Origin of the sequence: Acinetobacter sp. WCHA55 (assembly GCF_002165305.2) — a bacterium.
Lineage (GTDB): Bacteria > Pseudomonadota > Gammaproteobacteria > Pseudomonadales > Moraxellaceae > Acinetobacter.
This window is the reverse complement of sequence record NZ_CP032286.1, coordinates 1,883,166-1,906,139: the sequence shown is the minus strand read 5'-3', so window position 1 is coordinate 1,906,139 and position 22,974 is coordinate 1,883,166. Positions and strand designations below refer to the sequence as shown.

The 22,974-nt window shown below is 38.6% G+C and carries 21 protein-coding genes, 1 tRNA gene and 4 pseudogenes; 15 read left to right on the top strand and 11 right to left on the bottom strand.

The window, feature by feature from the left end:
- Positions 1 to 89: 89 nt before the first annotated feature.
- Both CDG62_RS12105 and CDG62_RS12100 read left to right on the top strand, forming a co-directional pair.
- Entirely contained in the window at positions 90 to 1,157 is a 1,068-nt protein-coding gene (locus CDG62_RS12105; RefSeq protein ID WP_087527856.1) for a ferredoxin reductase, read from the top strand.
- Between the two features lie 14 nt (positions 1,158 to 1,171).
- Complete coding sequence (locus CDG62_RS12100) at positions 1,172 to 2,266, top strand: fatty acid desaturase family protein (RefSeq protein ID WP_087527855.1); 1,095 nt, start codon at positions 1,172 to 1,174, stop codon at positions 2,264 to 2,266.
- Positions 2,267 to 2,301: 35 nt separating this feature from the next.
- Here CDG62_RS12100 and CDG62_RS12095 read toward each other — a convergent pair whose 3' ends face one another.
- The 3 genes from CDG62_RS12095 to CDG62_RS12085 form a co-directional block, all read right to left on the bottom strand.
- The gene (locus CDG62_RS12095; RefSeq protein WP_010326552.1) at positions 2,302 to 2,502 is read right to left on the bottom strand and encodes a hypothetical protein; all 201 of its coding nucleotides are present in this window, start codon (positions 2,500 to 2,502) and stop codon (positions 2,302 to 2,304) included.
- Between the two features lie 161 nt (positions 2,503 to 2,663).
- Complete coding sequence (locus tag CDG62_RS12090) at positions 2,664 to 3,320, bottom strand: HAD-IB family hydrolase (protein ID WP_087527854.1); 657 nt, start codon at positions 3,318 to 3,320, stop codon at positions 2,664 to 2,666.
- The gene (locus CDG62_RS12085; protein WP_087527853.1) at positions 3,287 to 4,492 is read right to left on the bottom strand and encodes a DUF1615 family protein; all 1,206 of its coding nucleotides are present in this window, start codon (positions 4,490 to 4,492) and stop codon (positions 3,287 to 3,289) included. Before CDG62_RS12085 ends, CDG62_RS12090 begins: the two co-directional genes overlap by 34 nt.
- Positions 4,493 to 5,168: 676 nt before the next feature.
- Between CDG62_RS12085 and CDG62_RS12075 the strand changes: the two are divergent.
- The 5 genes and pseudogenes from CDG62_RS12075 (at position 5,169) to CDG62_RS12055 (ending at position 7,291) form a co-directional block, all read left to right on the top strand.
- A pseudogene (locus CDG62_RS12075) lies at positions 5,169 to 5,378 on the top strand (cold-shock protein).
- A 334-nt stretch (positions 5,379 to 5,712) separates the two neighbouring features.
- On the top strand, positions 5,713 to 6,009 hold the full coding sequence (locus CDG62_RS12070) for a head-tail connector protein (RefSeq protein ID WP_087527852.1): 297 nt from the start codon (positions 5,713 to 5,715) through the stop codon (positions 6,007 to 6,009).
- A 258-nt stretch (positions 6,010 to 6,267) separates the two neighbouring features.
- The gene (locus CDG62_RS19785) at positions 6,268 to 6,537 is read left to right on the top strand and encodes a hypothetical protein (protein WP_087527851.1); all 270 of its coding nucleotides are present in this window, start codon (positions 6,268 to 6,270) and stop codon (positions 6,535 to 6,537) included.
- A 104-nt stretch (positions 6,538 to 6,641) separates the two neighbouring features.
- Positions 6,642 to 6,767 (top strand): hypothetical protein, encoded by a 126-nt coding sequence (locus CDG62_RS19645; protein ID WP_017397253.1) that lies wholly within the window; start codon positions 6,642 to 6,644, stop codon positions 6,765 to 6,767.
- 450 nt (positions 6,768 to 7,217) lie between these two features.
- Positions 7,218 to 7,291: transfer RNA gene (locus CDG62_RS12055), tRNA-Met, on the top strand.
- 187 nt (positions 7,292 to 7,478) lie between these two features.
- Here the strand turns inward: CDG62_RS12055 and CDG62_RS12050 are convergent.
- From CDG62_RS12050 to CDG62_RS12040, 3 genes and pseudogenes are all read right to left on the bottom strand, one after another.
- Positions 7,479 to 7,712: pseudogene (locus CDG62_RS12050) on the bottom strand (winged helix-turn-helix transcriptional regulator); the annotation flags it as partial.
- 63 nt (positions 7,713 to 7,775) lie between these two features.
- Positions 7,776 to 8,908, bottom strand: a protein-coding gene (locus tag CDG62_RS12045) for an IS3-like element ISAba14 family transposase (RefSeq protein WP_223155595.1) whose coding sequence is annotated in 2 segments (ribosomal slippage) — positions 7,776 to 8,656 and positions 8,656 to 8,908 — 1,134 coding nt in all. Because the reading frame shifts where the segments join, the coding sequence is not laid out codon by codon here.
- An 83-nt stretch (positions 8,909 to 8,991) separates the two neighbouring features.
- Positions 8,992 to 9,135, bottom strand: a pseudogene (locus tag CDG62_RS12040) (MarR family transcriptional regulator); the annotation flags it as partial.
- A 99-nt stretch (positions 9,136 to 9,234) separates the two neighbouring features.
- Here CDG62_RS12040 and CDG62_RS12035 point away from each other — a divergent pair.
- The 4 genes and pseudogenes from CDG62_RS12035 (at position 9,235) to dusB (ending at position 15,023) form a co-directional block, all read left to right on the top strand.
- Positions 9,235 to 10,236 carry a zinc-binding alcohol dehydrogenase family protein gene (locus CDG62_RS12035; RefSeq protein ID WP_087528400.1) on the top strand — a complete coding sequence of 334 codons (1,002 nt, stop codon included), beginning with the start codon at positions 9,235 to 9,237 and terminating at the stop codon, positions 10,234 to 10,236.
- 232 nt (positions 10,237 to 10,468) lie between these two features.
- Positions 10,469 to 12,829 (top strand): TonB-dependent receptor, encoded by a 2,361-nt coding sequence (locus CDG62_RS12030; RefSeq protein WP_087528401.1) that lies wholly within the window; start codon positions 10,469 to 10,471, stop codon positions 12,827 to 12,829.
- 56 nt (positions 12,830 to 12,885) lie between these two features.
- Positions 12,886 to 13,848: pseudogene (locus CDG62_RS12025) on the top strand (IS5 family transposase).
- 149 nt (positions 13,849 to 13,997) lie between these two features.
- Positions 13,998 to 15,023 carry a tRNA dihydrouridine synthase DusB gene (gene dusB / locus CDG62_RS12020; RefSeq protein WP_087528402.1) on the top strand — a complete coding sequence of 342 codons (1,026 nt, stop codon included), beginning with the start codon at positions 13,998 to 14,000 and terminating at the stop codon, positions 15,021 to 15,023.
- A gap of 40 nt (positions 15,024 to 15,063) precedes the next feature.
- On the opposite strand, the gene CDG62_RS12015 is transcribed toward dusB, so the two are convergent.
- Positions 15,064 to 16,116, bottom strand: coding sequence for an NAD(P)H-dependent flavin oxidoreductase (locus CDG62_RS12015; RefSeq protein WP_087528403.1), 1,053 nt, complete (start codon positions 16,114 to 16,116; stop codon positions 15,064 to 15,066).
- 206 nt (positions 16,117 to 16,322) lie between these two features.
- On the opposite strand from CDG62_RS12015, the gene CDG62_RS12010 reads away from it, so the two are divergent.
- Together CDG62_RS12010 and CDG62_RS12005 are read left to right on the top strand one after the other, a co-directional pair.
- Positions 16,323 to 17,582 (top strand): putative DNA modification/repair radical SAM protein, encoded by a 1,260-nt coding sequence (locus CDG62_RS12010; protein ID WP_087528404.1) that lies wholly within the window; start codon positions 16,323 to 16,325, stop codon positions 17,580 to 17,582.
- A gap of 1 nt (position 17,583) precedes the next feature.
- Positions 17,584 to 18,360, top strand: coding sequence for a TIGR03915 family putative DNA repair protein (locus CDG62_RS12005; RefSeq protein WP_087528405.1), 777 nt, complete (start codon positions 17,584 to 17,586; stop codon positions 18,358 to 18,360).
- A 286-nt stretch (positions 18,361 to 18,646) separates the two neighbouring features.
- Here CDG62_RS12005 and CDG62_RS12000 read toward each other — a convergent pair whose 3' ends face one another.
- The 3 genes from CDG62_RS12000 to ahpF all read right to left on the bottom strand — a co-directional run bounded on the left by CDG62_RS12000 (position 18,647) and on the right by ahpF (position 21,551).
- Positions 18,647 to 19,345, bottom strand: coding sequence for a VIT1/CCC1 transporter family protein (locus CDG62_RS12000; protein WP_087528406.1), 699 nt, complete (start codon positions 19,343 to 19,345; stop codon positions 18,647 to 18,649).
- A 119-nt stretch (positions 19,346 to 19,464) separates the two neighbouring features.
- Positions 19,465 to 19,806 (bottom strand): hypothetical protein, encoded by a 342-nt coding sequence (locus CDG62_RS11995; protein ID WP_010326567.1) that lies wholly within the window; start codon positions 19,804 to 19,806, stop codon positions 19,465 to 19,467.
- Positions 19,807 to 19,985: 179 nt separating this feature from the next.
- Positions 19,986 to 21,551, bottom strand: coding sequence for an alkyl hydroperoxide reductase subunit F (ahpF, locus tag CDG62_RS11990; RefSeq protein ID WP_087528407.1), 1,566 nt, complete (start codon positions 21,549 to 21,551; stop codon positions 19,986 to 19,988).
- Between the two features lie 237 nt (positions 21,552 to 21,788).
- Here ahpF and CDG62_RS11985 point away from each other — a divergent pair, with 237 nt between their 5' ends.
- Both CDG62_RS11985 and CDG62_RS11980 read left to right on the top strand, forming a co-directional pair.
- Positions 21,789 to 22,007, top strand: a complete 219-nt coding sequence (locus CDG62_RS11985) for a DUF1653 domain-containing protein (protein WP_086209344.1) — start codon at positions 21,789 to 21,791, stop codon at positions 22,005 to 22,007.
- Between the two features lie 33 nt (positions 22,008 to 22,040).
- Complete coding sequence (locus tag CDG62_RS11980) at positions 22,041 to 22,643, top strand: O-methyltransferase (protein WP_416232128.1); 603 nt, start codon at positions 22,041 to 22,043, stop codon at positions 22,641 to 22,643.
- 25 nt (positions 22,644 to 22,668) lie between these two features.
- Here CDG62_RS11980 and CDG62_RS11975 read toward each other — a convergent pair whose 3' ends face one another.
- Complete coding sequence (locus CDG62_RS11975) at positions 22,669 to 22,872, bottom strand: KTSC domain-containing protein (protein ID WP_004980128.1); 204 nt, start codon at positions 22,870 to 22,872, stop codon at positions 22,669 to 22,671.
- Positions 22,873 to 22,974: the final 102 nt, after the last annotated feature.

The following is a 22,974-nucleotide window of genomic DNA, read 5'->3' as shown; positions in this document are numbered from 1 at the left end:
TTGTGAAACGAAACGAAACAATAAGAATATATATACAAATATATATACATGTGTATAATAATTCAAAATCAATGGCGTGGTCCTTTACTATGCAGATCCTTGAAAAAACTAAATCTCCTTTAACTGAGTATGCTGAGAGTGTTTTAGACCGACATACAGCTAACTTTTGGCTTCAAAAAATCAATCCACTTTGGTCGATACACCAAGCTTTAGGTAAAGTGGTAAAAAAAGAGCAAGTGGCAAACGATATGGTGAGTTTGACGCTGCAAACCAACCGCCATTTCCACATGGGGCAAGCGGGACAGCACCATCCTGTATATGTAGTGGTTCAAGGCGTACGTTATGAACGTACCTATAGTTTGACCCAGATTGATGGGCAACATGTCTTGCTGAATGTGAAAAAAGTAGACCAAGGCAAGGCAAGTCATTGGCTATGTGAACAGGCTCAAATCGGCGATATTTTAGAATTCGGCCAGCCTTATGGTGATATGCAATTAACCGTAAATGATCAACAGTTAATTTTACTTGCTGCGGGCAGTGGTATTACCCCCATGCTGAGTTTACTGAAACGTTTAGAGCAGACTGCCAAGCTGAAAAAGCAGCCTGTACATTTGATGTATTGGGTGAAAAAACATACTGATGCAGCTTTCAAAGCATATTTTGAACAGTTGGCAGCACAATACTCTGGCTTCACATTCAGCATGCTTTATACCCAAGAGTCAGATGAAGGTGAACGTTTAAACCAAAATCATATGTCTGGACTGGATCAGATTGAAAATGCAACGGTATATGCATGTGGCCCTTCAGGGTTTGTGGCTACGGTTGAGCAGCTTTTCGCTCATGCCAACACCTTAAAAACAGAAGCGTTCAGCATGAGTCCATTTGCAAATGATGATGTTGGTTTTGTGAATATTACCTTAACAAAGTCGAAGAAAATTTTAAGTATTCCCAAAGGCCAATCTATTCTTGCAAGTTTGGAACAGCAAAATGTCAAGCCTCAACATGGTTGCCGTATGGGAATCTGTAATAAATGTGCTTGCAACAAAGTGGAAGGTTCAACCAAAAACTTGGTCAATGGTGCACAAAATTCTGAGCCTGGTAATTTTCTAAAAATTTGTGTCAATACGGCACAAACTGATCTTATTGTTGATTTATAAGGGGAATAAATACAATGAATATGCCTGTTAAAGTTGAATATTTTAAAAACCCGAAGAATCGTGAGTTAACAACATTTGAGTTAGATGAGCTTGCACGTGAGCTAGATGCCATTAAGCAAGAAGTACTAGATGATATTGGCGAGAAAGATGCACAATATATTCGTCGTGTCTATGCAGCGGTGCGTTATGCGTCTATCGCAGGTCGTGCATGTTTGTTTGCAGGTTGGTTCCCACCAGCATGGGTGTTGGGCACTGGTCTACTGAGTTTTGCCAAGATTATGGAAAACATGGAGTTGGGTCATAACGTGATGCACGGTCAATATGACTGGATGAATGACCCTAAGTTTAATGGTCAAAATTATGAGTGGGACATCGTAGGTACAGCAGACAATTGGCGTCAGACTCATAACTATAAGCATCATACTTATACCAATATTAAAGGCATGGATGATGACATTGGCTATGGTCTGCTTCGATTATTCCCAGAACAACGTTGGAAACCAGGTTATTTATTACAACCGATTTATAGCATTCCATTTTGTTTGTTGTTCCAATGGGGCGTTGCGATCCAAAACTTGGAATTAGGCAAATACTTCAAGGGGCGTAAAAGCAAAGCGCAGACTTTAGCTGAATGGAAACCTATGCAGCGCAAAATTGGTAAACAATTGTTTAAAGATTATGTGTTTTTCCCACTCATTGCAGGACCTGCGGCGTTGCCTGTGTTTACAGGGAATTTGGTTGCAAATGGTATTCGTAATATGTGGACATTTAGTGTGATTTTCTGTGGTCACTTCACCAAAGATGTCGAAGTTTTCCCGAAAAAAGTATTGGAAAATGAAAGCCGTGGACATTGGTACATGCGCCAAATTCGTGGTTCGTCGAATTTAACAGGTTCAGAAGCATTCCATATTTTGACAGGCCACTTAAGCCATCAAATTGAGCATCACTTATACCCAGATGTACCTGCGCGTCGTTACCGTAAAATGGCACCGAAAGTACAAGCAGTGTGTGAAAAGTATGGCATTAACTATAACAATGCCAGCTTAGTAAAACAGTATGGTAGCGTCATCAAACGTATTGTGAAATATGCGTTTCCCTTTAAAAAGTAAGTAAAAAAGCCACTTCATTTGAAGTGGCTTTTTTGTTATTTGCTAAATTGACGTAATGTCTTTACCAGGTGATTGTAATCACCTTGTTTGGCGATATTGAGCACATGTTCGATTTCGTGTTTTAACCATTTTTGTTTTGAAGCATTAAAAGCGAACTGCGCCAATAACACAAAGGGACTTTCACCGAATTTGATCGAAAGACCTTTGACATACTTGGGTGGAGATAACTGTTCCATACTGATGCCTTTTTTATAATTTAAGTGGATTGGTTCTCAAAATATTTTTATTAGGTAAAATTTATCATAAATATATTTTTTGGTAAATAAAACATACTGAATTTTAATAACAAATATATTCAAAAAATTAATATGATTAATTATTAATCTAAGCTTAATAATTAGCTTATTTGACGATGATTTGATGTTTTTGACAAGTCGGGAAGGCTTAAATCTGTCCCTACCAAGTAGCTAAAATCGGCCAAAGATAACATTTGCTTATCTTCAATACTGTTTCCATAAGCATAAACGGCATGATAGCTATCCAGCTCATATCTTTCTTGGATACGTTGAGCTTTGTACTCACAACTACAGTCCGCAGTAAGATAACGCCCTGTATAGCGTTGTTGGTCTTGTTCAACTTGGGTGCAGATCAGATCAATTGAGAGTATTTCACACACATATTTTAAATAGATATCAATTGAGGCTGAGACCAAAACCACATCATCACCCAAACTTTGGTGTTGCTTCAGTTGGCTATAGAGTGCTGGGTTGAGTCCTTTGATTAAAAGTTCTGCATAGCGTTTTGCATAAGCGTCAATTTCGTTCACTTCCGCTTGCTTAAACATCGCATGGAAGAGTTTAGAGCGCATATGATGGGCAGGATAAAAACCCAAATAATAACTTTGAATATAAGGCAGGACTTTTAAGCCTTGTAAAGCAATATGCCGCTTTGAATGTACATAGAAAATGAACCCCGTAAAACTGTCTTTGTCATACAGGGTGCCATCAAAGTCAAATAAGGCTAGATTTTTATGTGCTTTGCACGTTGCATGCATGTTTGATAACGTCCATTGACACGAGTGGCAAACCAGTTGGTATTATAGTCACGGCTGAGCTTTGGACCAGAAATGACGACTTCTGGCATCATGGCATAGAAAGGTTCTTTTTTAGTGACTTCTTGATAAAGCTTAGTCACAGCGCGATAGGTTGCTGTATCTTCAAATTTTTTCTCTTTCTCTTTTTTCAGGTCAGAGCGAATTTGACGTGGAGTAACCAAAATATTATGCTGGGCGAAAACACTGATGAGTTCGCGTTCTGATTGACTCTTTGCAGATTTAGGTGAGCCATCTTTACCATAAAGTAACAAGTCACCGTCTAAATCAAGCTCAGCTTCAGTTAAGTCATTCAACATACTTTGGAAGGCTGCATTTCGACTTGAGTACATACCTGAATTATAGTCGGCAAAACGGTAAAGGGGTTTGTCATAGTCAGCAGGGTACATCATCAGTCGGTGGATGCCGTAGTACAGACCACCATATTGACTATAAAGGTCAGTACGTAAGTCAGCCATGCTGCCACCTTCACGTTTATTGTCTTTGGCATAACCGATGTGTACTTGCATTGAACCCAACGTGGTAATCGGATTCATTTTTTCACCCACGTCCTGACCGACAAGTTTCGCTGCGCCTGTGAGTGCGCTGACGTGATAATGCTTTGACATATAGTCAAAAATTTCACGGTACAGTTCATCCAGTTCACGTTCTGTTTTAACGCGGCGCATTTGACTTAAGTAGTTATCTTCAGGACTCGGTTGCTCTTTTAAAACCTGTTGGAAATAACCTGCGATGGTGCCACCAATGGCATCGCCGAGCTTATCTTTAAATTTTTCATCTAAACGATCTTGTACTTCTTTCACCGCTTTTTCACCCAAACCATAAACTTGCGGATCTGCAACAAAGTTAGACTCTTGATCAACCACGGCAATGATCGAACACATATTCTCTTTATTTTGCGGAATACCAAACTGCTCTGAAATATCGTAAATATCTTCAGCCCATGAACGGCGGTCATTTACACGTCCGGGAATGATGCGTGCGATTTGTTCAGCATTGAGCTTAGGCTCATCATCTGTCCACCATGAACGATCACCGCAGGCAGTTAAGCCTATAGATATGGCCAAGACACTTAGCGTTTTTAAACCAGAAGAAAGAAACAGCTTTTTATTCATAAACAGAGAACACATGATATAAGGTGAGCCGAAACAGCAGGTGCAGTATACTATGTCGGTCGAAAAAGTGATGAATTTATATGTATATTGGTCGGTATACGCTGTCAAATCATTTGATTATTGTTCCGATGTTAGGTGGGTTCGGTTGTTAAAAAGAATGAATATTATTCAGTCTGTTATCGGTTTTATTTTGGTACAGAATTTAAGCAATAGTTTAAGGGGAGCTTAACTCATGACGCTTCCATTTTTAAATATTCTTTTTTAATCAATCAAGCCCGAAATAGACTGTATGGACTCTCTAAAAAATTTGGGATAGCCCTGCTTTAATTTTTGGCGACATGCTGAAATGAAAATATAGGACGTTACCTATCAAGTTGAGTTGATACTAGTAAAAAACTACTAGCTAGAAGCTGTTAAACAAGCTTTTTTTGATTTTAGTGAAGATTTTCTTATCAATATGGATAAAAAAGCATTTCATGTGGAGTTAGGGGAGAGTAATAAAATAATATGTTAACACCTATCTATTACACAATAAAAAGCTTATAGTGACGGTATATCTGAATTATTTATTGTATTTACTAAAGTTATCTCGCACATTATTTGAATCTGCGGTTTACCCGATGTATATGATTTAAAATATTAATTCTTATATTTTTCAAAATTTAAGAGAATATTTATGTCAAACATTACAACTGGTACCGTTAAGTGATTTAATGAAACTAAAGGTTTTGGTTTTATTTCTAGCGATACTGGAGAAGACGTTTTTGCACACTTTAGCGAAATCCAGTCAAACGGTTTCAAAGTGTTGAATGAAGGTCAACGTGTTCAGTTTACGATTGTAGCTGGCAAAAAAGGCCCTCAAGCAAGCTCTATCACAGTAATCTAAAAAATACTGCGAATTAAAAAAACCCGCTACATAAAGCGGGTTTTTTAGTGGCAATTAATTTTATTGCTTGGTTGTTAAGGGGGCTCAATCTTTAGGGCGTAATGGCCTTACTGAAAAATGATATGAACAAATCTTAATTTGGTTATAAAAAATCTTTTGAAGGATTTATTAGCAATAGTAGAAAAATCCCTAGATAAAGGGATTTCAATGCCATGTAATCAATATGAGAATAGAAATGAGGTGAAATTGTGATATTTGCTATGACACCGTAAAAGACTCTAGGAACGAGTTTAGTGATGAAAGTGTAAGCTGACTCGGAAAAATGGAGTGATTTATGAGTATTGTTGAATTACATGAAGTGAAGCGCCACTTACACTATGCCGATGATAGCAATGATGTTTCATTAAAAAGCTTTATTGTTGCTGCTGACGCTATAATTAAAAATTATATTACAGATAATTTTGGATCAGAATATCCATCTGCCATTAAACAGGCTGCTTTACTATTAATTGAATACTGGGAGCAGCACAGAAAAGATGGGGGAGAGACTTCAGTGAATGGTAACTACCTACCGATACCTGTACTCTCTTTGCTTAATTTATATCGTAAGCCCGCTATTTTTGATAAGTGATGTAGAGCGTTTGCAATAGGGATGAGGAGGCACATTTAGGGTATTATGTTTAAAATTAAGATAATATTAATTGAGAATCATTTGTATTTAATGTGTTCTTACGTTAGATTTTTTTTAGAATAAAATAAAATTTGACAATGATATTTCATTAACCCAGTTCAATTGATTCTACAGAGGTTGTTTTTTCTCTACTTTAACAAAAAATAAAATTAGGTTAAATTGTACCGATCGTTAAAATAAATATGAGAATAGAATAAGATGAACAAAAAATTTGAACTACATATACTCAGCCAGATCTACGACTTTCTAATGGAAAGGGAGGGATTCGCCGCTCTGAATCTTCATTTTAAAGTTATGGAGTTTTTTAGGGAGTTACATGTGGGGGACAAGAGCGATTTTATTGTTTTGGCACCCAATATAATTTCAGGTAATTTCGGTGAGGTTACTCATATTCACTTATTAAATATTCCTCATTTCCATGAAAAGGACAAATTTATTCATTGGGCTCAGAAAGCTCTAAATCGCTAGGTACCTAATTTGTAAAGAAAGAGAATGAGGTTGTTTCATAAATTAAACATTCAAATTTTTAGATTTTGATAAGTTATATTTTTAAATCGTGCTAGGCAAAAATGATGAAAATATTTGCAATAGTAAGTTTAGTTTTAATGCTTGGATTAACGGCATGCCAAAAAAGAGATACAGATACGAAAGAGCAGGATAAAACCACAACACCACATTCTATGGATAAAGATCAATAAGAAAAAGCTTGCCAAATGGTGGGCTTTTTCAAGAGTTAAAATGGTATAGTGGGGCTGTCGTTTAAGTACTTTTTCTATGTCTGAAACCTATGAATACATTATACCCAAATAAGTATATTTGGTTTCTTGCCTACACATAAAGTTTTTATAAGTAGTGTAGGAAGGAAGACAAAATTAGTTTTCGCTGATAATACTTTTGTTTAAAGTACAGTTTCTGATTGGGCTTCAAGTAATTCGGGTCTTGATTTTAGGAAATCAATATGGTCTGAAGAGCGTAAGTCGTTTTTAGACAGTGAAAAAAACAAGATTAAGCACTTTTGAGCCTTTCATCACTGAAGCAAGTATTGGTTAAGCGCTAGTATTTTTATGCTGCTCATGTAATAACTGCTTATATTACAAATAAAGTTTGCTTTGTGTGTGCTTAGGGCGTATAAGGCTAACTCGTTGATGCGGGATGGAGTAGTCTGGTAGCTCGTCGGGCTCATAACCCGAAGGTCGTTGGTCAAATCCAGCTCCCTCTACCAACGAAAAGATTCAAAGTTTATAGCCTAGTCTTCACAGATTAGGCTTTTTTATGGTCGGTTAATTTTATACATAGCGGTTTTTAAGAACGTGCTTTTTATAGAAGTTACTGAAATGGTGTGTAAGCTATGAAACAACAGTATTTCTAGAAAATATTGGACTGTAAGTGACGTAAAACAGATTGAAGTTTTATTCTGATTCTAAAGGCATAATGGGTTTCCCAAATAAACCAATATTTTTATCCCCCCATTGTTTTAATGCAACCAAAATAGGTGCTAAAGAAGTGCCGAGTGTAGATAATCGATATTCTACTTTAGGTGGAACAACGGCATAAACCTTTCGTAGAATCAGTTGATCCTCCTCAAGTTCACGTAATTGTCTAGTGAGCATTTTTTGAGTGACATTTGGAATTTTCTTCCTCAGTTAGAGGTGGTCCCACTTGTTTGAACAACTAAAAGCGTATTTATAAGTGATATTCCGCTCTAGTTAAGCCACCTTGTTTTGTTGGGGTAGCTGATCATAGTAAAACTCATTTGGTGTCATTTTGTCTAGACTCGAATGAGGTCGTTTCAAATTATAAAACTCAAAATATGCACTTAATTGCTTTTTCGCATCTGTGACACTGCTATAAGCTTTGAGATACACCTCTTCATATTTAACGCTCCGCCATAATCGTTCAACCATCACATTATCTACCCATCGACCTTTACCATCCATACTGATTTGAATGCCATTTGATTTCAATACATCAATAAATGCATCACTGGTAAACTGGCTGCCTTGGTCTGTATTAAATATTTCAGGTCGACCATATTTTTCAATCGCTTCATTTAAAGCCGAAATACAAAAATCCACCTCCATACTAATCGATACCCTATGCGCAAGTACCTTGCGGCTATGCCAATCAATCACAGCACATAAATAAACAAAGCCTTTTGCCATAGGGATATACGTTATATCCGTAGACCACACTTGATTACTGCGCTGAATAGCCAACCCTTTGAGCAGATATGGATATTTACGGTGAGCTTGATTAGCCTGGCTTAAATTTGGTTTGCAATATAACGCCTGAATACCCATTTTCTTCATTAAAGTACGTGTATGACGTCGTCCTATATGATGTCCTTGACGATTCAACAAATCACGCATCATACGACTGCCTGCAAAAGGATATTGCATATGTAATTCATCAATACATCGCATCAGCTTCAGATCTGATGCACTCACAGGTTTTGGGCGATAGTAATAACAACCACGGGAGACTTTCAGCAGCTTAGCTTGCTTAGATACTGAAATCTGAAGTGAGTCGTCGATTAACTTTTGTGGTTGAAGCGGCCCAGTTTCTTCAACACACCTTCTAAAAAATCAATTTCTAATGCCTGCTCACCGATTTTTGCATGTAGTTTTTTTAGATCGATGGGTGGTTCTGTTGGAGCTTTTGATTGATCGAAAGCTTGCGAGGAAGCTGAGATCAATTGATTTTTCCAGTCAATAATTTGGTTTTGATGAACATCAAACTCAGCACTCAATTCAGCAAGTGTTTTTTCTGCTTTAATCGCAGCAAGTGCTACCTTAGCTTTAAAATCATTTGAATGATTTCTTCTTGGTCTACGTGCCATAAAATACTCCATATATTGATGTTTATAACATCATTTGAGGAGCAGAATATCACTTATAGGAGTTGTTCAAATTTACGGATCCATCTCTGTTCATTAAACCTTAAAACATCATCTTCTAATAAATGCCATAAGATAATACTCTTCCATTTACCATCAAGTAATCCTATAGCAGCTTCAACAGAGCATCCTGGTGTGCAATCAAAACGCGAATGTTTGAGCTTACCCATTTCAATAGTATCCTTTTGGTAACTATAAGACGAATTTGTCTGTATAACTTAAAAAAGAATATTAAGTAAACTTAAATAACAAAACAAGAGGATAAGTGAATGAAGGCTATTTCTTATATTGACGGTATGGATCATGGATTTCAAAATCCACTGATAGATATCGAAAAAGTGATACCGAGCTTAAATGATCGGGATTTGTTGATTAAAGTCAAAGCGATTTCGGTTAACCCTGTCGATACTAAGGTGAGGCGAAACCCTGTCGCAGCAGGCAACACACGTATCTTAGGATGGGATGCAGTGGGTGAGGTTGTTGAAGTCGGTTCTGGTGTGCAATATTTTAAAGTCGGAGATCCGGTCTGGTATGCAGGTGATTTAACTCGGGATGGGAGTAATGCTGAATATCAAGCAATCGATGAGCGGATTGTTAGCTTAAAACCCCAAAGCCTGAGTGATGCTGAAGCGGCTGCACTGCCATTAACCGCTATTACAGCGTGGGAAATGTTATTTGATCGTTTCAACGTTGATTTAGACAAAGCTGATAATATTATAGTGATTGGAGGCGCTGGAGGTGTAGGATCTATTGCGATTCAATTACTCAAAGCGAAGACAAATTTAAAAGTTATTGCTACAGCATCTAGGGAAGAGACTAAAGCATGGGTTAAGTCTTTAGGGGCTGACTATGTTATTGATCATACCGAAGATTTAAACACGCAAATCAAAGCATTGGGTTTAGATGCACCTCGATATATTTTTTCAACGAATCAAACAGAAACGTATATTCCTCAAATTTCTAAGTTAATTGCTCCACAAGGAAAGTTTGGCTTAATTGATGATCCGAAATCATTGGATATCAGTGCGTTTAAGTCTAAGTCAGTTTCTGTGCATTGGGAGTTTATGTTTACACGTTCAATGTTCAATACAACAGATATTGAACAACAATCTCAGCTCTTACATCAGGTTGCAGAATTGGTGGATAGCCATAAAATTAAAACTACGCTGAATCAGACTTTAGGTAAAATTAATGCAAAAAATTTAAAACTTGCTCATGAACTGATTGAAACTGGCCGAGCGAAAGGAAAAATCGTTTTGGAAGGCTTTTAACTAGTTTTAAGCTAAACTTAAATAAGTGGATTAATTTTTAAGTTAAACACTTGAAATTATACATTTAGGATCAATATTCTGAACAAGGCCATTCTGGGGTTCAGCGCACTAGGATGGCTTTTCTTCTTTTTGAAATAGTTTCATTTATACACAGAACAAAGAACCTCTAGAATACTTTTTTTAATTTATTAAATGTTATGTTATAACGTTTCTTTTATTAATGGGGTGAAAAATGAAACACACATCTTTGATGACGCTTATTTTGATGATTATTCAACAGGCACATGCAGAGCAAAATGTTAAAGCTTTAGATACGCTTGTTTTTCAAGCGGATAAGACCGAAAAGACTTCAGTTATTGTAGAGAAAGAGAGAATCGAAGTATCAAATACACTTGGAGATGCACTTAAACATATTTCAGGAGTGCAAAGTACATCCTTTGGTCCAAATGCTGGTGCACCCGTGATACGCAGTTTATCGGGTAATAGAGTGAGTATCCTTGAGCATGGCCAAACGATTAATGGGATGAATGCCATAAGTGGTGATATTAATATTCCATTTGATCCGCTCTTTACGAAAAGTGTTACCGTTCATAAAGGCACAAATTCAGTTAGATATGGAGGGAACGCCATTGGAGGTAGTGTTGATATTGATACTGGGCTGATTTCAAAAGAGTTGGAAGATAAAAGTCGAAGCTTAGATATCGCTTATAACAAAGGGTTTAATGATTTTAATGCACACGGTATTCGTTTAAATATAAACAATCAAAAAAACTTAAGCACAAATGTTCAGTTCTCAACTCAGAGTATTTCTTCGTATAAAATACCAGGATCAAGCAAAGCTACAGTATGTGATACAGCGGTTTTTCCGAGTACTGGAGGTGTAAACTCCGCATTAGCAAGTGCATGTCAAAGAGACTCTCGGATCTCAAATATGTTTAATAAAGCACATAATCAGTATTTAGATAAGCACGTTTTAGAGGATATCGCGAAGAACCCAGAAAATTTCTATGATTATTATGATGGTTTAGAGTCTGCTAAATACACAGATGAGGCAATCTCAAAACGGTATGTAAATGGTTCATTAAAAGAGTTTATTAATGATCCGAACCCAGATTATGTGCCTGGCACGGCTAAGTATGTACAGAATAAAATTAACAATGATGTAACGCCGAATTATAAAAAGAAACTGGGTAACAGCTATGCTAGAAATGAAAACATGGCGATAGGGACAACTTATTTCTTAAACAGTGGTTATATCGGCGTGAGTGCCGACTATAAAAGTAGTGAATATGGTGTTCCAGGTTTTTCTATGGAAAACAAATCTTTTCAGAGCTCTTATAGTGATGGCTTACCTGTGGGGGTAAAAATTGAACAGGATCGTTTCACCTTAGATTCACTGTTTAGAGAGCCATCAAATCTACTGAAGAGTGTTCACTTTAAAGCATCTAGACTGTCAAACACATCTGGAGAGTACATTGGTGCAAGTAAAGCCAATGAGTATAAATTTGATACTGATACTGCGGAGTTTCTATTTGAACACATACCTTATAAAAATCTCACTGGCGAAATAGGGACGTCTATAAATGCCAGACAGGTTAAGGGCACTGGTTCAGAACGTTATTTACCGAATGTGAATACAACTTCTCATGCGATATTCATTCAGGAAAAACTAGATTTCAATCAATTTTCATTTGATGCTGGTTATCGTGTCGAGAAAGTTAAAGATGAGATTCAGGACCAAAGCTTTAAGTTGGCGCGTAATGCTTCAAATAGCACGCTTGAAGATAAGTCCTTTGGTCTGAATAGTTTTTATATCGGATCAGAATTTAGAGTTACAGACTATTTGGGTTTCAGACTTCAGTACAGTGAGTCTGAACGAGCACCTGAAATCAATGAACTCTACGCCAGTAACCCTCACTACTCAGTGATGACCCAAGAAGAAGGAAATCAAAAACTCAACAAAGAAGTCATGCAGGGTGTAGAGTTTATAACCACTCTGAATTGGGGCTCGACCAATATTGTAGTTTCATTGTACCAAATGGATTTTGAGGACTATCTGTATTTGTCCCACTCAGGTGCCTCTATGCGGAACCGTTTACCACTGAAGTATTGGAAGCAAACCGATACAAAAGTGAATGGTTTTGAGTTGGATATGAACCATACATTTTCTCTCGACAACTTTGGGGATTTAAAAGTAGGTGGCTTTTCAGATTTGGTCAAAAATAAAGCGACAGATCCTGATCGTTTACGTTTAGCCAATGATGGAATCTATTTGCCCAATATGCCAACCAACCGCTATGGTGCAAATGTTGAGTGGACATTAGAAAATTGGTCAGCACGCCTGTCTAGTATTTATTACGATAAGCCTCGTTACCTAGGTAAAAATGTGGGGGAGGAAGTCCCATTGCCTGCATACAATCTGCTTGATTTAGACATTCGTAAAAAAGTGACGTTGAAAAACGCCAGTTTTGATCTTTTTATCAATGGCTCTAATTTGCTGAATGAAGATGCACGGCCGCAAAACTCTCCATTGAAATATATTGCACCCTTACCAGGCAGAGCTTTCCAATTAGGCATAACGATGCATATTTAATAGGCTTTGTTGCACAAAGCAATTCTTAAAGGCTTCTTCATCAATATAATTTCCAGATGAAGAAGCCTGCATCTAAAATTTATTGTACAACGAATTGGTCCTCATATAACCAAGCTCTAATCAAGCGATGAAATATTTCAATTTGGTTCGATCCTCAGACTAAATGGTATGCTCAGCCACAAGCTAAGCATGGAAGAAATCAAACCTATTTTGATACAGCAATTCAGTGCTGTTTGATGATCAAATCTATCTTTCGACTTTCTTTGCGTATGGTCACTGGCCTTGTGCAAAGCCTAATTCAACTCAGTGGGTTAAGTTGGACAGCACCGAATATCAGTGATATTCGTATTCCACACTTTGCCGACGACAAAAGTAGATTGATATTGCGATCAGCTATCAAAAAAGTCATGAAGGATTACATTTATTGATAGCCTCAACTGGCCTTAAATTTCTAGGCGAAGGTGAGTAGAAACGCAAGAAACATCAGCCTAAATATCGTCGGCAATCGCGTAAACTACATATTGGTATAGATGCTAAAACCTTGCAAATACGAGCTGTAAAGCTCACAACAAATCATGTCAGTGATTCACAAGTCTTGGATGTTCTGTTGAATCAAATCCCATCTGATGAGTGTATTGATTCTGTCTATACGGATAGAGCATATGACACGAAACAATGCCGACAGGTCATTGCAGATCGGAAAGCACATGCAGTGATTCCGCCCAGAAAAAATGTAAGACCATGGAAAGATAAGAAATTGGGATCTTTAGAGAGAAATGAGTTATTGAAAAGGATTAAACATCTAGGAAGAATGCTTTGGAAAAAGTGGACTGGTTATCATCGACGTAGTTTGGTCGAAATCAAGATGCATTGCATCAAATCTTACGAAGCAGTGCTTCTCAGGCGATAAACTCAGTGCAAGGAGTTTTGACAGTCAACTCAATGAAGTCCATGCACGTATAACCGTGTTAAATAAATTCACAGAATTGCGCCGACCTCATACCCAAGTTGTCACTTAAATTTGAGCAACTTAGAAAAGCTCTATCTTTTAAATCTTTATGCAACAAAGCCTATTTTGAGTATTTCATAGTCACAGAACACATGATAAAAGATGAGCCGAAAGTATAGATGCAGTATACTGTGCCGGTCGAAAAAGTGATGAATTCATATGTATATTGGTCCGTATCAACTGTCAAATAATTTGATTGTGGCTCCTATGGCAGGCGTAACTGACCGTCCATTTAGATCGCTATGCAAATACTTTGGTGCAGGGCATGCTGTCAGTGAAATGATGACATCAGATCAAACGTTACTGATGAGTAAAAAAAGCTTATATCGTGCTAATTTTGATGGTGAATTGGCGCCTATTTCAGCACAAATTGCAGGATCAGATCCCAAAGATTTAGCGAAAGCTGCACAATATCAGGTTTCAAATGGTGCTCAAATTGTGGACATCAATATGGGGTGTCCTGCCAAGAAAGTCTGTAATAAGCTGGCGGGTTCTGCACTTTTAAAAGATGAAGACTTGGTGGCTCGAATATTGGATGAAGTTGTGGCTGCAGTTGATGTACCTGTCACACTGAAAACGCGTTTGGGTTTCTTAAATGGGCATGAAAATATCTTACGTGTAGCGAAACGTGCTGAAGAGGCGGGTATTGCAGCGTTGGCATTGCATGGCCGAACCCGTGAAGACATGTATTTGAATACGGCTCGTTATGATTTGATTAAAGAAGTCAAACAGCTCATTCATATACCAGTGATTGCGAATGGGGATATTGATAGTCCAGAAAAAGCCAAATATGTGCTCGATTATACTGGTGCAGATGCAATTATGATTGGTCGCGCTGCGCAAGGGCGTCCATGGATTTTTCGTGAGATCGCGCATTATCTGGAGACGAGTGAACATTTGGCTGCACCAAGTATTCAAGAAGTAAAAGAAGTTCTACTTGGACATCTTGCTGAACTGTACACATTTTACGGGGAATACTCTGGTTGTCGAATCGCACGTAAACATATTGCTTGGTACACCAAAGGTTTACGTTCAAGTAATGAGTTTCGTCAGAACATGTACAAAGTGGAAAGTACAACTGAACAATTCAAAGTTGTCGCAGACTACTTTGACCAATTACTTATCCATGGTGAAACCATGAATGACGTACAAGTTGAACAGGTCAATTTGTTGGAAGCAAAATAAATAAAGCTCCATTTATGGAGCTTTGAGTAGATAGAGTGACTTAATAACTGACTTGTTGCATTTCAACCAACAGTTGGTTAATTAAGTCAGGGGCTTCCATGGCACGAATTTGCGAAACATTCGTACCTGCCCAAAATGCGCCAAAACCTTGATCACCTTGTTTGGTCGCTGCGGCATGTAATTGTTTCCCTAGATCATAACAGTATGGATATGCAGCAACCGTAGGGCGGTTTGGTAGATCAATTTGAGTATGCCAGTGACCGAGTAAACCCCGAGCGGGGCGACCTGAAATACTCGCACTAATTTGTGTGATGTGCTCATGGAAAAGTGCATGACGGTAGGCATCATTGGCATTTGATGTTTTACATTGTACGAAAGCTGTTCCCAACTGTACCGCACTCGCACCTAGACTTAACATTTGCTGAGCCTGTGTACCATTCATAATGCCACCTGCAGCAATAATAGGACACCGACAGTGCTGAGTCAGAAGTTGTACAAGGTCGACCGTACGTATTGCACTATCAAAATGTTCATTAAAAATCCCGCGGTGTCCACCTGCTTCTATGCCTTGAGCAATAATAAAATCAATTCCTGCTGCTTCAATAGCCCGCGCTTCCGCTAGGTTGGTTGCAGAAACCATAGTTAAAATGCCAGCGTCTTTTAGAGCCTGTATTTGATGCGGATGCGGAATACCGAAGTGGAAGCTCACGGCTTTAGGACGAGTTTCAAGCACGACATTTAAAAACTCATCGTTGTCCAAAAAGCTAGGATAAATACAGTGCAGTTGAGTGGGTGGTTCTGCATCATATTGTTCAAAATGAGGACTTACAAAATCAATCCATGTTTGTGCGACAGTTGGATCAAGTTCAACGCTTTGATGACAGAAAAAATTAACTTGAAAAGGTTGTTCAGTCAGTGCTTGGGTTTTTAAAATTTGAGTACGTGCGGCCTCTGCGGTGTTTGCACCTAATCCAAGTGAGCCTAGCCCGCCTTGATTTGAAACCTCCGCTGCAAGCTCTGGTGTAGAAACACCGGCCATCGGTGCAAGGAAGATAGGATGCTTAATTTCAAGGCGTTCTAATAATAAAGACATGTACTTGCTCCTTTTACATATAGACACTTTGCCCAAGCACTGCAAAATTGGCAAATAATATTCAGTATTTTTTCGAAAAATATCTAAAGCAATCACGTTTATTTTTCGGTTTTTAGCGACAAGCCATGTCGTTGGGTATGTGTATTTGCAATGCTTTTAGTCTGAAATTTTTTATACTTTTATTTTAGATTTTACCGAGGATCATCATGACCGATCGTATCCGTGAAAAGCTACAGATTCTAGCTGATGCAGCTAAATATGACGTGTCCTGTTCGTCCAGTGGTAGCAATCGTAAAAACAAAAACCAAGGTTTGGGGAATACTGGAAACGGTATTTGTCATAGTTATACAGAAGATGGTCGCTGCGTTTCATTACTTAAAATTCTCTTTTCAAATGTCTGTATTTTTGATTGTTCCTACTGTGTTTCTAGACGCTCTAACGATGTCAAGCGAGCCGCTTTTACTGTACAAGAAGTGGTGGATTTAACCATCAACTTTTATCGCCGCAATTATATTGAGGGGTTGTTTTTAAGTTCAGGTATTTTCAAGTCAGCTGATTTCACTATGGAGCGAATGCTAGAAGTGGTGAAAAAGTTACGCCTTGAAGAAAACTTTAATGGTTATATTCACCTAAAAACGATACCAGGTGCTTCCCAAGAGATTATTACCGAGGCGGGTTTATATGTAGACCGCATGAGTATTAACTTGGAAATGCCAACGGAAGTTGGTCTAAAGCAGTTTGCACCTGAAAAATCGCATGCAGAAGTACAAAAGGACTTAGGTATTGTACGCGATCGCTTAATTCAGTTAACGGATGAACGGCGTGTGATGCAGCATGTACCTAAGTTTGTACCCGCGGGACAAACCACTCAGATGGTGGTGGGTGCACATCAAGAAACAGACAAAGATATTATTTTAATGGCAGATCACCATTACAAAGTGTATCAGCTCAAACGAGTGTATTTTTCAGGTTATATCCCAATCAATGAACAAGAAAAAATGCTTCCTGTCGTGGGTTCTGCGCCACCATTATTAAGAGAAAATCGGCTGTACCAGTCGGATTGGCTCATGCGTTTCTATGGTTTTGATGCGCAGGAAATCGTGAATGATCAGTATCCGAATTTAGATTTGGACATTGACCCGAAGCTAAGTTGGGCATTGCGTAACCCTGAGCATTTCCCTGTTGATATTCAACATGCGGATTATCGTATGATTTTACGTGTTCCGGGTATAGGTGTTCAATCGGCTAAAAAAATTGTGCAAGCTCGGCATTTTGGGCAGATTCATATCGATCAACTAAAGCGTATGGGTATTGCTTACAATCGTGCACAGCATTTTATTCGCTGTGCAGACACGCCAAAGTTTAAAAAAGAGCAACAGGCGAACCAGATTCGGCAGCACATTTTGCAATCGGGGCAATCTAAATATCAAAAACAGCTTTCACCTCAACTGGGCTTTGGTTTTTAGTATGTCGATATATTGTTTTGATCAAAGCATGACTGGGTTGCTGAGTTGTGTGTATAGGAGCTTTCAGTTTAAAGATTTTGACGTCAAGCTTGCATCTAACAATTCCCAAGCCAGCTTATTTGATGAATGTATTGAGGTTACTTCAAATGATGAACACGCAGAGCGAGTTTGGCGAGGGTTAAAGCAAAAAATTACGGCTGAAAGTCTGCGATCTTTTTATTATTGCTTTCTGTCTGAGCAGGAGCAGGCGCATCAACAGCTTTTTAATTTCTGTATCTATGTGTTTAAAAATACTTATGCTGTAGATCGTAACTATGCGCATGCGGATGTATTGGCGGTTGCGCAGTGGGCCAAACAAGTGGGCAGAGAAAAGCACCGTATAGAAGCTTTTGTCCGCTTTAAAAAATGTCAGGATGGATTATTTTTAAGTTTGGTACAACCAGATTTTAATGTTTTACCGTTGATAGAGCGGCATTTTAGAAACCGATATCAAGATCAAAGATGGTTGATTTATGATGAAAAAAGAAATTTTGGCATTTATTATGATTTGATAACCGTCCATCAGGTGAAGATGGAGGTTGACCAAATTGATCATGCACACAAAGTCGGACACAGTCAGTTTTTTAGTGTTGAATTAGATGATGATGAGTTGCTGTATGACCAGTTATGGAAAGATTATTTTAAAAGTATCAATATTGAGGCAAGAATAAATATCAAACTACATGTGCAATATGTGCCTAAACGCTACTGGCGTTATATGAATGAAAAAACAATCTAGCGAGATACCAGTAAGACGTTGACTCATCATTTTCTATGGTGTTTTGGGTGTTATGGGAAGGAGAACAGACGTTAAGCAATTCATACTAATTAAAAAATAAGCTGTTGCACCAGTAGAATGGAACCCCAATCATCAGTAATAGTGCATCTGAGTAGTGGCTCAGAGAAAAATGTGCAAGCTTAAAATTGATGATAAATGATGCTGTAAATAGTAAAAAGCCCATTTAATCCATGGGCTTTTTACATTTTAAACAGGTAGTCTGCTATCGTTTATCGTGTTGTTGACGTTAAACATGCACATTAAACAGGGAGCCAATCCAACTGGCAAACAGCATTGCGAAAATCCCCCATAGCGTCACGCGAAATGCACCTGTCCATATAGAAGTCCCAGAAAAGTAACTCGATAAAGCCCCTAAACCAAATAACGATAGTACCCCTGTAAGAGCAACTGACTGAGTCAGATAGCCTTGAGGGCTTAAGACAATAGCCAGCATGGGAAACAGAGCACCTAGTGAAAAGGCGAGTGCAGAAGAGCCTGCGGCTTCAAGTGGTTTAGCACTGGTATTTTCATGGATGCCTATTTCATCACGGGCATGTGCAGACAGTGCATCATGTGCGCTGAGTTGTACTGCGACTTCATGCGCTAGTTCGGGTTCTAGTCCACGTTGTATATAAATTTGGGTCAGTTCTTTAAGTTCTAAGTGCGGGTTTTTATCTAACTCTCTGGCTTCATGTTTTAAGTCTGCTTCTTCAATATCTGATTGAGACTTCACCGAAATATACTCACCCGCAGCCATAGAGCTTGCACCTGAAATGAGCCCTGCAATACACGTGATGAGTAAGGTATGGCTGGTTGCGCCACTGGCTGCCATCCCCATAATCAAACTGGTCACTGAAATGATGCCGTCATTGGCACCCAAAACCGCTGCACGTAGCCAACCAGTACGATGAATTAAATGAGGTTCAACATGGTGAGAATAGGACATGACGATAGATTATCCTCAAATTTTAAAGTTATGATTTATTTAATAATGCACGTTTCATCTACTATAGCACAGACCATAAAAAAGCCTCCGAATGGGAGGCCTTTTTAAGCTTAGAAATATTATTGCGCTTTTTCTTTCACATCAGCAGCGCCTTGTTCTACTGCACCAGCAACATGAGCTGTTGCTTCTTTAGAGGCATTTTTAACATCTTCAGCAGCAGCTTCAGTTTTCGCAGCAGCTTCGTCAGCGGCAGCACCAATTTTGGCAGATGCTTCATCTGCAGCTTTTTGAGTGTCAGATACTGCTTCACTTGCAGCTTGGTTAATGTCATGACCTGCTTGTTCAGCAGCATTTTCAAGGTGTTCACCTGTCGTTGCACCTGTTTCAGGCGCTTTTTCTTTTGAACAACCTACTAAAACAACAGCAGCAGCAAGACCTAAAGCAATAAGTAATTTATTCATTTTCATATCCTTTTCGTTTTATACCCAAAAGCAGGGGGTGGGCAAAATATAATCTACTTTGAATGTAAAGCAGACTGCATTATTGTTAAAAAAATGTAATTTTTTATAAAAAACAGCGTGATAAAAGGCTTATAAGCAACACAGCTTATAAGCCTTTAGCAGAGAAGAGCCTGAGAGGATTACAGTCCAGAACGAATAATATAGTCAAAAGCAGACAGAGATGCTTTCGCACCTTCACCTGTAGCAATAATGATTTGCTTGTAAGGCACAGTCGTACAGTCACCTGCGGCAAATACACCTTTGACATTGGTTTCGTTGCGATCGTTAATCACAATTTCATTACGGTTTGAAAGCTCAACAGCAGTCTCTTTTAAGAAATCGGTGTTTGGCAATAAACCAATTTGTACAAAGATTCCTGCAAGCTCAACCGTATGTTCTACATCGGTTGCACGGTCTTTATATTTCAATGCCGTCACTTGCTTACCATCACCCACAACTTCGGTTGATAGGGCATTCAGGATGACTGTGGTGTTAGGCAAGCTATGCAATTTGTCTTGCAACACTTGGTCTGCACGTAGTTTGGTATCAAACTCAACCAAAGTTACATGTTCCACAATCCCAGCAAGATCAATCGCAGCCTCGACACCTGAGTTCCCCCCGCCAATTACAGCAACACGTTTGCCTTTAAACAGTGGGCCATCACAGTGTGGACAGTAAGCAACACCACGAGTGCGGTATTCTGCTTCACCCGGCACATTCATTTCTCTCCAACGTGCACCTGTTGAAAGGATGACTGTTTTAGATTCAAGCTTCGCACCATTTTCTAAAGTGACTTCAACCAAGCCATTCGCGGTCTCATCTGCACCTTTGATGTTAGAAACACGCTGTAAGTTCATGATGTCCACACCGTACTCACGTACATGTGCTTCCATTTCAGCAGCAAACTTTGGCCCTTGGGTCTTTTGAATCGAGGTGTAGTTTTCAATGTCCATGGTATCCATGACTTGACCACCCATACGTTCAGCCACGATTCCGGTTTTAATACCTTTACGTGCTGCATAGATGGCTGAGGTATTTCCCGCAGGACCACCACCAATCACTAAAACATCAAAAGCAGCTTTGGCATTGAGTTTTTCAGCTTCTTTGGCTGCTGAATTGGTATCCAGTTTGGCAATAATTTCTTCCAAAGTCATACGGCCTTGACCAATATGATTGTTGTCTTGGAACACCATTGGCACAGCCATGATTTTGCGTTCTTCAACTTCATCTTGGAAGAATGCACCATCAATCATGGTTGCTGTCGTACCCGGATTGTAAATGGCAATCAGGTTCAATGCTTGCACCACGTCTGGACAGTTATGACAGCTTAAAGAGACAAATACGTCAAAGTTAGACTGGATCGCTAAACCTTTGATTGAAGCCAAAACTTCATCCGATACTTTGGGTGCGTAACCTGAAGTTTGTAACAATGCCAAGATCAAAGAGGTAAACTCATGTCCCATCGGTAAACCGGCAAAGAAGACACGAGGCTCTTCCCCCGCTTTTGCTACACCAAAGCTAGGTGCACGTGAGTTCTGACCATCAAAACGTGCAGTCACTAGTGGAGACAGTGCTGCAACCTCTTCAACCAATTCTTTGATTTTGTCTGATTTCTCAGAACCGTTCAAAGTCGCAACCAATTCAATCGGACCTTCAAGGCGTTCAAGAAGTGTTTTTAATTGAGCTGAAGTATTTTGATCTAACATGGTTAAGCTCTCCAAAGCAGTCTGTAAAATTATTTGATAAAAGAATCATAGAGTAAATCTGAAAATAGATAAAACAGTTTGTTTTTATTTTAATAATCGGTTTTATAGATTTTAAGGTTTTTTTTTTATTATTTCATAAAGCTATATGGGGGATTTAAATGATTTTTCAACTGATTTGCAGTTTAGGCAGAATAAATTAGGTATGATCAAGACAATTAAAAAATAGGGAATCAAGTGATGCAATTACAACGCGGTATTTATCAGCATTATAAAGGGCAGTTGTATCAAGTTTTACATGTGGCTACGCATAGTGAAACCGAAGAAAAACTAGTGGTTTATCAGTGTCTATATGGCGATTACTCGATTTGGGTGCGTCCATTTGCCATGTTTACTGAAACGGTAATGCTAGAAGATGACCGTGAAGTTGAGCGCTTTAAATTGATTCAAGAAGTATAAACAACGCTAAGTAAAGTAGAGGGGGATTTGATCATGCATGCAGAATTTTTGAGTAAAGTATCGACCTTATATCATCGCTTTCAAGAACATGATAGTACGCAAACAGATCGTATTGCACGCTTTCGTAATATTGAGCCTGAGTCTGCACAGTTTTTGGCACAACTGGTTCATATTCAACAGCCTCAGCAGATATTGGAAATAGGAACATCAACAGGTTACTCAACCTTATGGCTGGCTTATGCTGCGCAGCAAGTGAATGCTCGATTAACCACTTTGGAAATTGATGCTGAGAGAAGTCAACAAGCAGCTAGCCATCTTGCGGATTTCAATTTATCCAATGGTGTTGAGTTTTGGGTGGGTGACGCAGCTGAATATTTGAAGCAGTCGCAAGTCACCTTTGATTTTATATTGCTAGATGCTGAGCGTGATGCTTATGTCGACTATTGGCCAGATTTGAAACGACTAATGTGTGTTTCACGCGGAGTTTTGGTGGTTGATAATGTTCTATCACATGTGGATCAAGTCACGGACTTCATCGCGCGTATTCAGCAGGATGAGCAGTTTAACTTGTCTACATTAGCGATTGGTGCGGGTTTGTTGGTAGTGACGTGGAATTATGAAAAACAATCAGGATAAATCCTGATTGTTTGAGTTTCAAAAATTAATGAATACTTAAGCGTGTAAAGTGCAAATCATATTCTAAATATTTATGAACAAAGGCTGTTTTATTATTACATCGAACTAAGTTGTTATAAATAAATTCAGGTACAGGGTGGTACAGCTCGCCTGAACCATCGGCATAGAAAATTTTTAAATAGCGTGTAGAAGCATTGTATTTCCAAGATGTTACCGCAATTGTCCCCATAAGCGACTCCCCATCATCTCAATGGAATCACAGCAAATGGCTGCTTCTTTTAAACTTATGCCAAACTTGAAAAGTGATGTATTACAGTTTTGTAAATAAAAA

Excerpts from the sequence above, each read along its gene's own strand:
- CDG62_RS12105 (WP_087527856.1), top strand. The coding sequence starts at position 90 with ATGCAGATCCTTGAAAAAACTAAATCTCCTTTAACTGAGTATGCTGAG.
- CDG62_RS12100 (WP_087527855.1), top strand. The coding sequence starts at position 1,172 with ATGAATATGCCTGTTAAAGTTGAATATTTTAAAAACCCGAAGAATCGT.
- CDG62_RS12095 (WP_010326552.1), bottom strand. The coding sequence starts at position 2,502 with ATGGAACAGTTATCTCCACCCAAGTATGTCAAAGGTCTTTCGATCAAA.
- CDG62_RS12090 (WP_087527854.1), bottom strand. The coding sequence starts at position 3,320 with ATGCATGCAACGTGCAAAGCACATAAAAATCTAGCCTTATTTGACTTT.
- CDG62_RS12085 (WP_087527853.1), bottom strand. The coding sequence starts at position 4,492 with ATGAATAAAAAGCTGTTTCTTTCTTCTGGTTTAAAAACGCTAAGTGTC.
- CDG62_RS12070 (WP_087527852.1), top strand. The coding sequence starts at position 5,713 with ATGAGTATTGTTGAATTACATGAAGTGAAGCGCCACTTACACTATGCC.
- CDG62_RS19785 (WP_087527851.1), top strand. The coding sequence starts at position 6,268 with ATGAACAAAAAATTTGAACTACATATACTCAGCCAGATCTACGACTTT.
- CDG62_RS19645 (WP_017397253.1), top strand. The coding sequence starts at position 6,642 with ATGAAAATATTTGCAATAGTAAGTTTAGTTTTAATGCTTGGATTAACG.
- CDG62_RS12035 (WP_087528400.1), top strand. The coding sequence starts at position 9,235 with ATGAAGGCTATTTCTTATATTGACGGTATGGATCATGGATTTCAAAAT.
- CDG62_RS12030 (WP_087528401.1), top strand. The coding sequence starts at position 10,469 with ATGAAACACACATCTTTGATGACGCTTATTTTGATGATTATTCAACAG.
- dusB (WP_087528402.1), top strand. The coding sequence starts at position 13,998 with ATGTATATTGGTCCGTATCAACTGTCAAATAATTTGATTGTGGCTCCT.
- CDG62_RS12015 (WP_087528403.1), bottom strand. The coding sequence starts at position 16,116 with ATGTCTTTATTATTAGAACGCCTTGAAATTAAGCATCCTATCTTCCTT.
- CDG62_RS12010 (WP_087528404.1), top strand. The coding sequence starts at position 16,323 with ATGACCGATCGTATCCGTGAAAAGCTACAGATTCTAGCTGATGCAGCT.
- CDG62_RS12005 (WP_087528405.1), top strand. The coding sequence starts at position 17,584 with ATGTCGATATATTGTTTTGATCAAAGCATGACTGGGTTGCTGAGTTGT.
- CDG62_RS12000 (WP_087528406.1), bottom strand. The coding sequence starts at position 19,345 with ATGTCCTATTCTCACCATGTTGAACCTCATTTAATTCATCGTACTGGT.
- CDG62_RS11995 (WP_010326567.1), bottom strand. The coding sequence starts at position 19,806 with ATGAATAAATTACTTATTGCTTTAGGTCTTGCTGCTGCTGTTGTTTTA.
- ahpF (WP_087528407.1), bottom strand. The coding sequence starts at position 21,551 with ATGTTAGATCAAAATACTTCAGCTCAATTAAAAACACTTCTTGAACGC.
- CDG62_RS11985 (WP_086209344.1), top strand. The coding sequence starts at position 21,789 with ATGCAATTACAACGCGGTATTTATCAGCATTATAAAGGGCAGTTGTAT.
- CDG62_RS11980 (WP_416232128.1), top strand. The coding sequence starts at position 22,041 with ATGCATGCAGAATTTTTGAGTAAAGTATCGACCTTATATCATCGCTTT.
- CDG62_RS11975 (WP_004980128.1), bottom strand. The coding sequence starts at position 22,872 with ATGGGGACAATTGCGGTAACATCTTGGAAATACAATGCTTCTACACGC.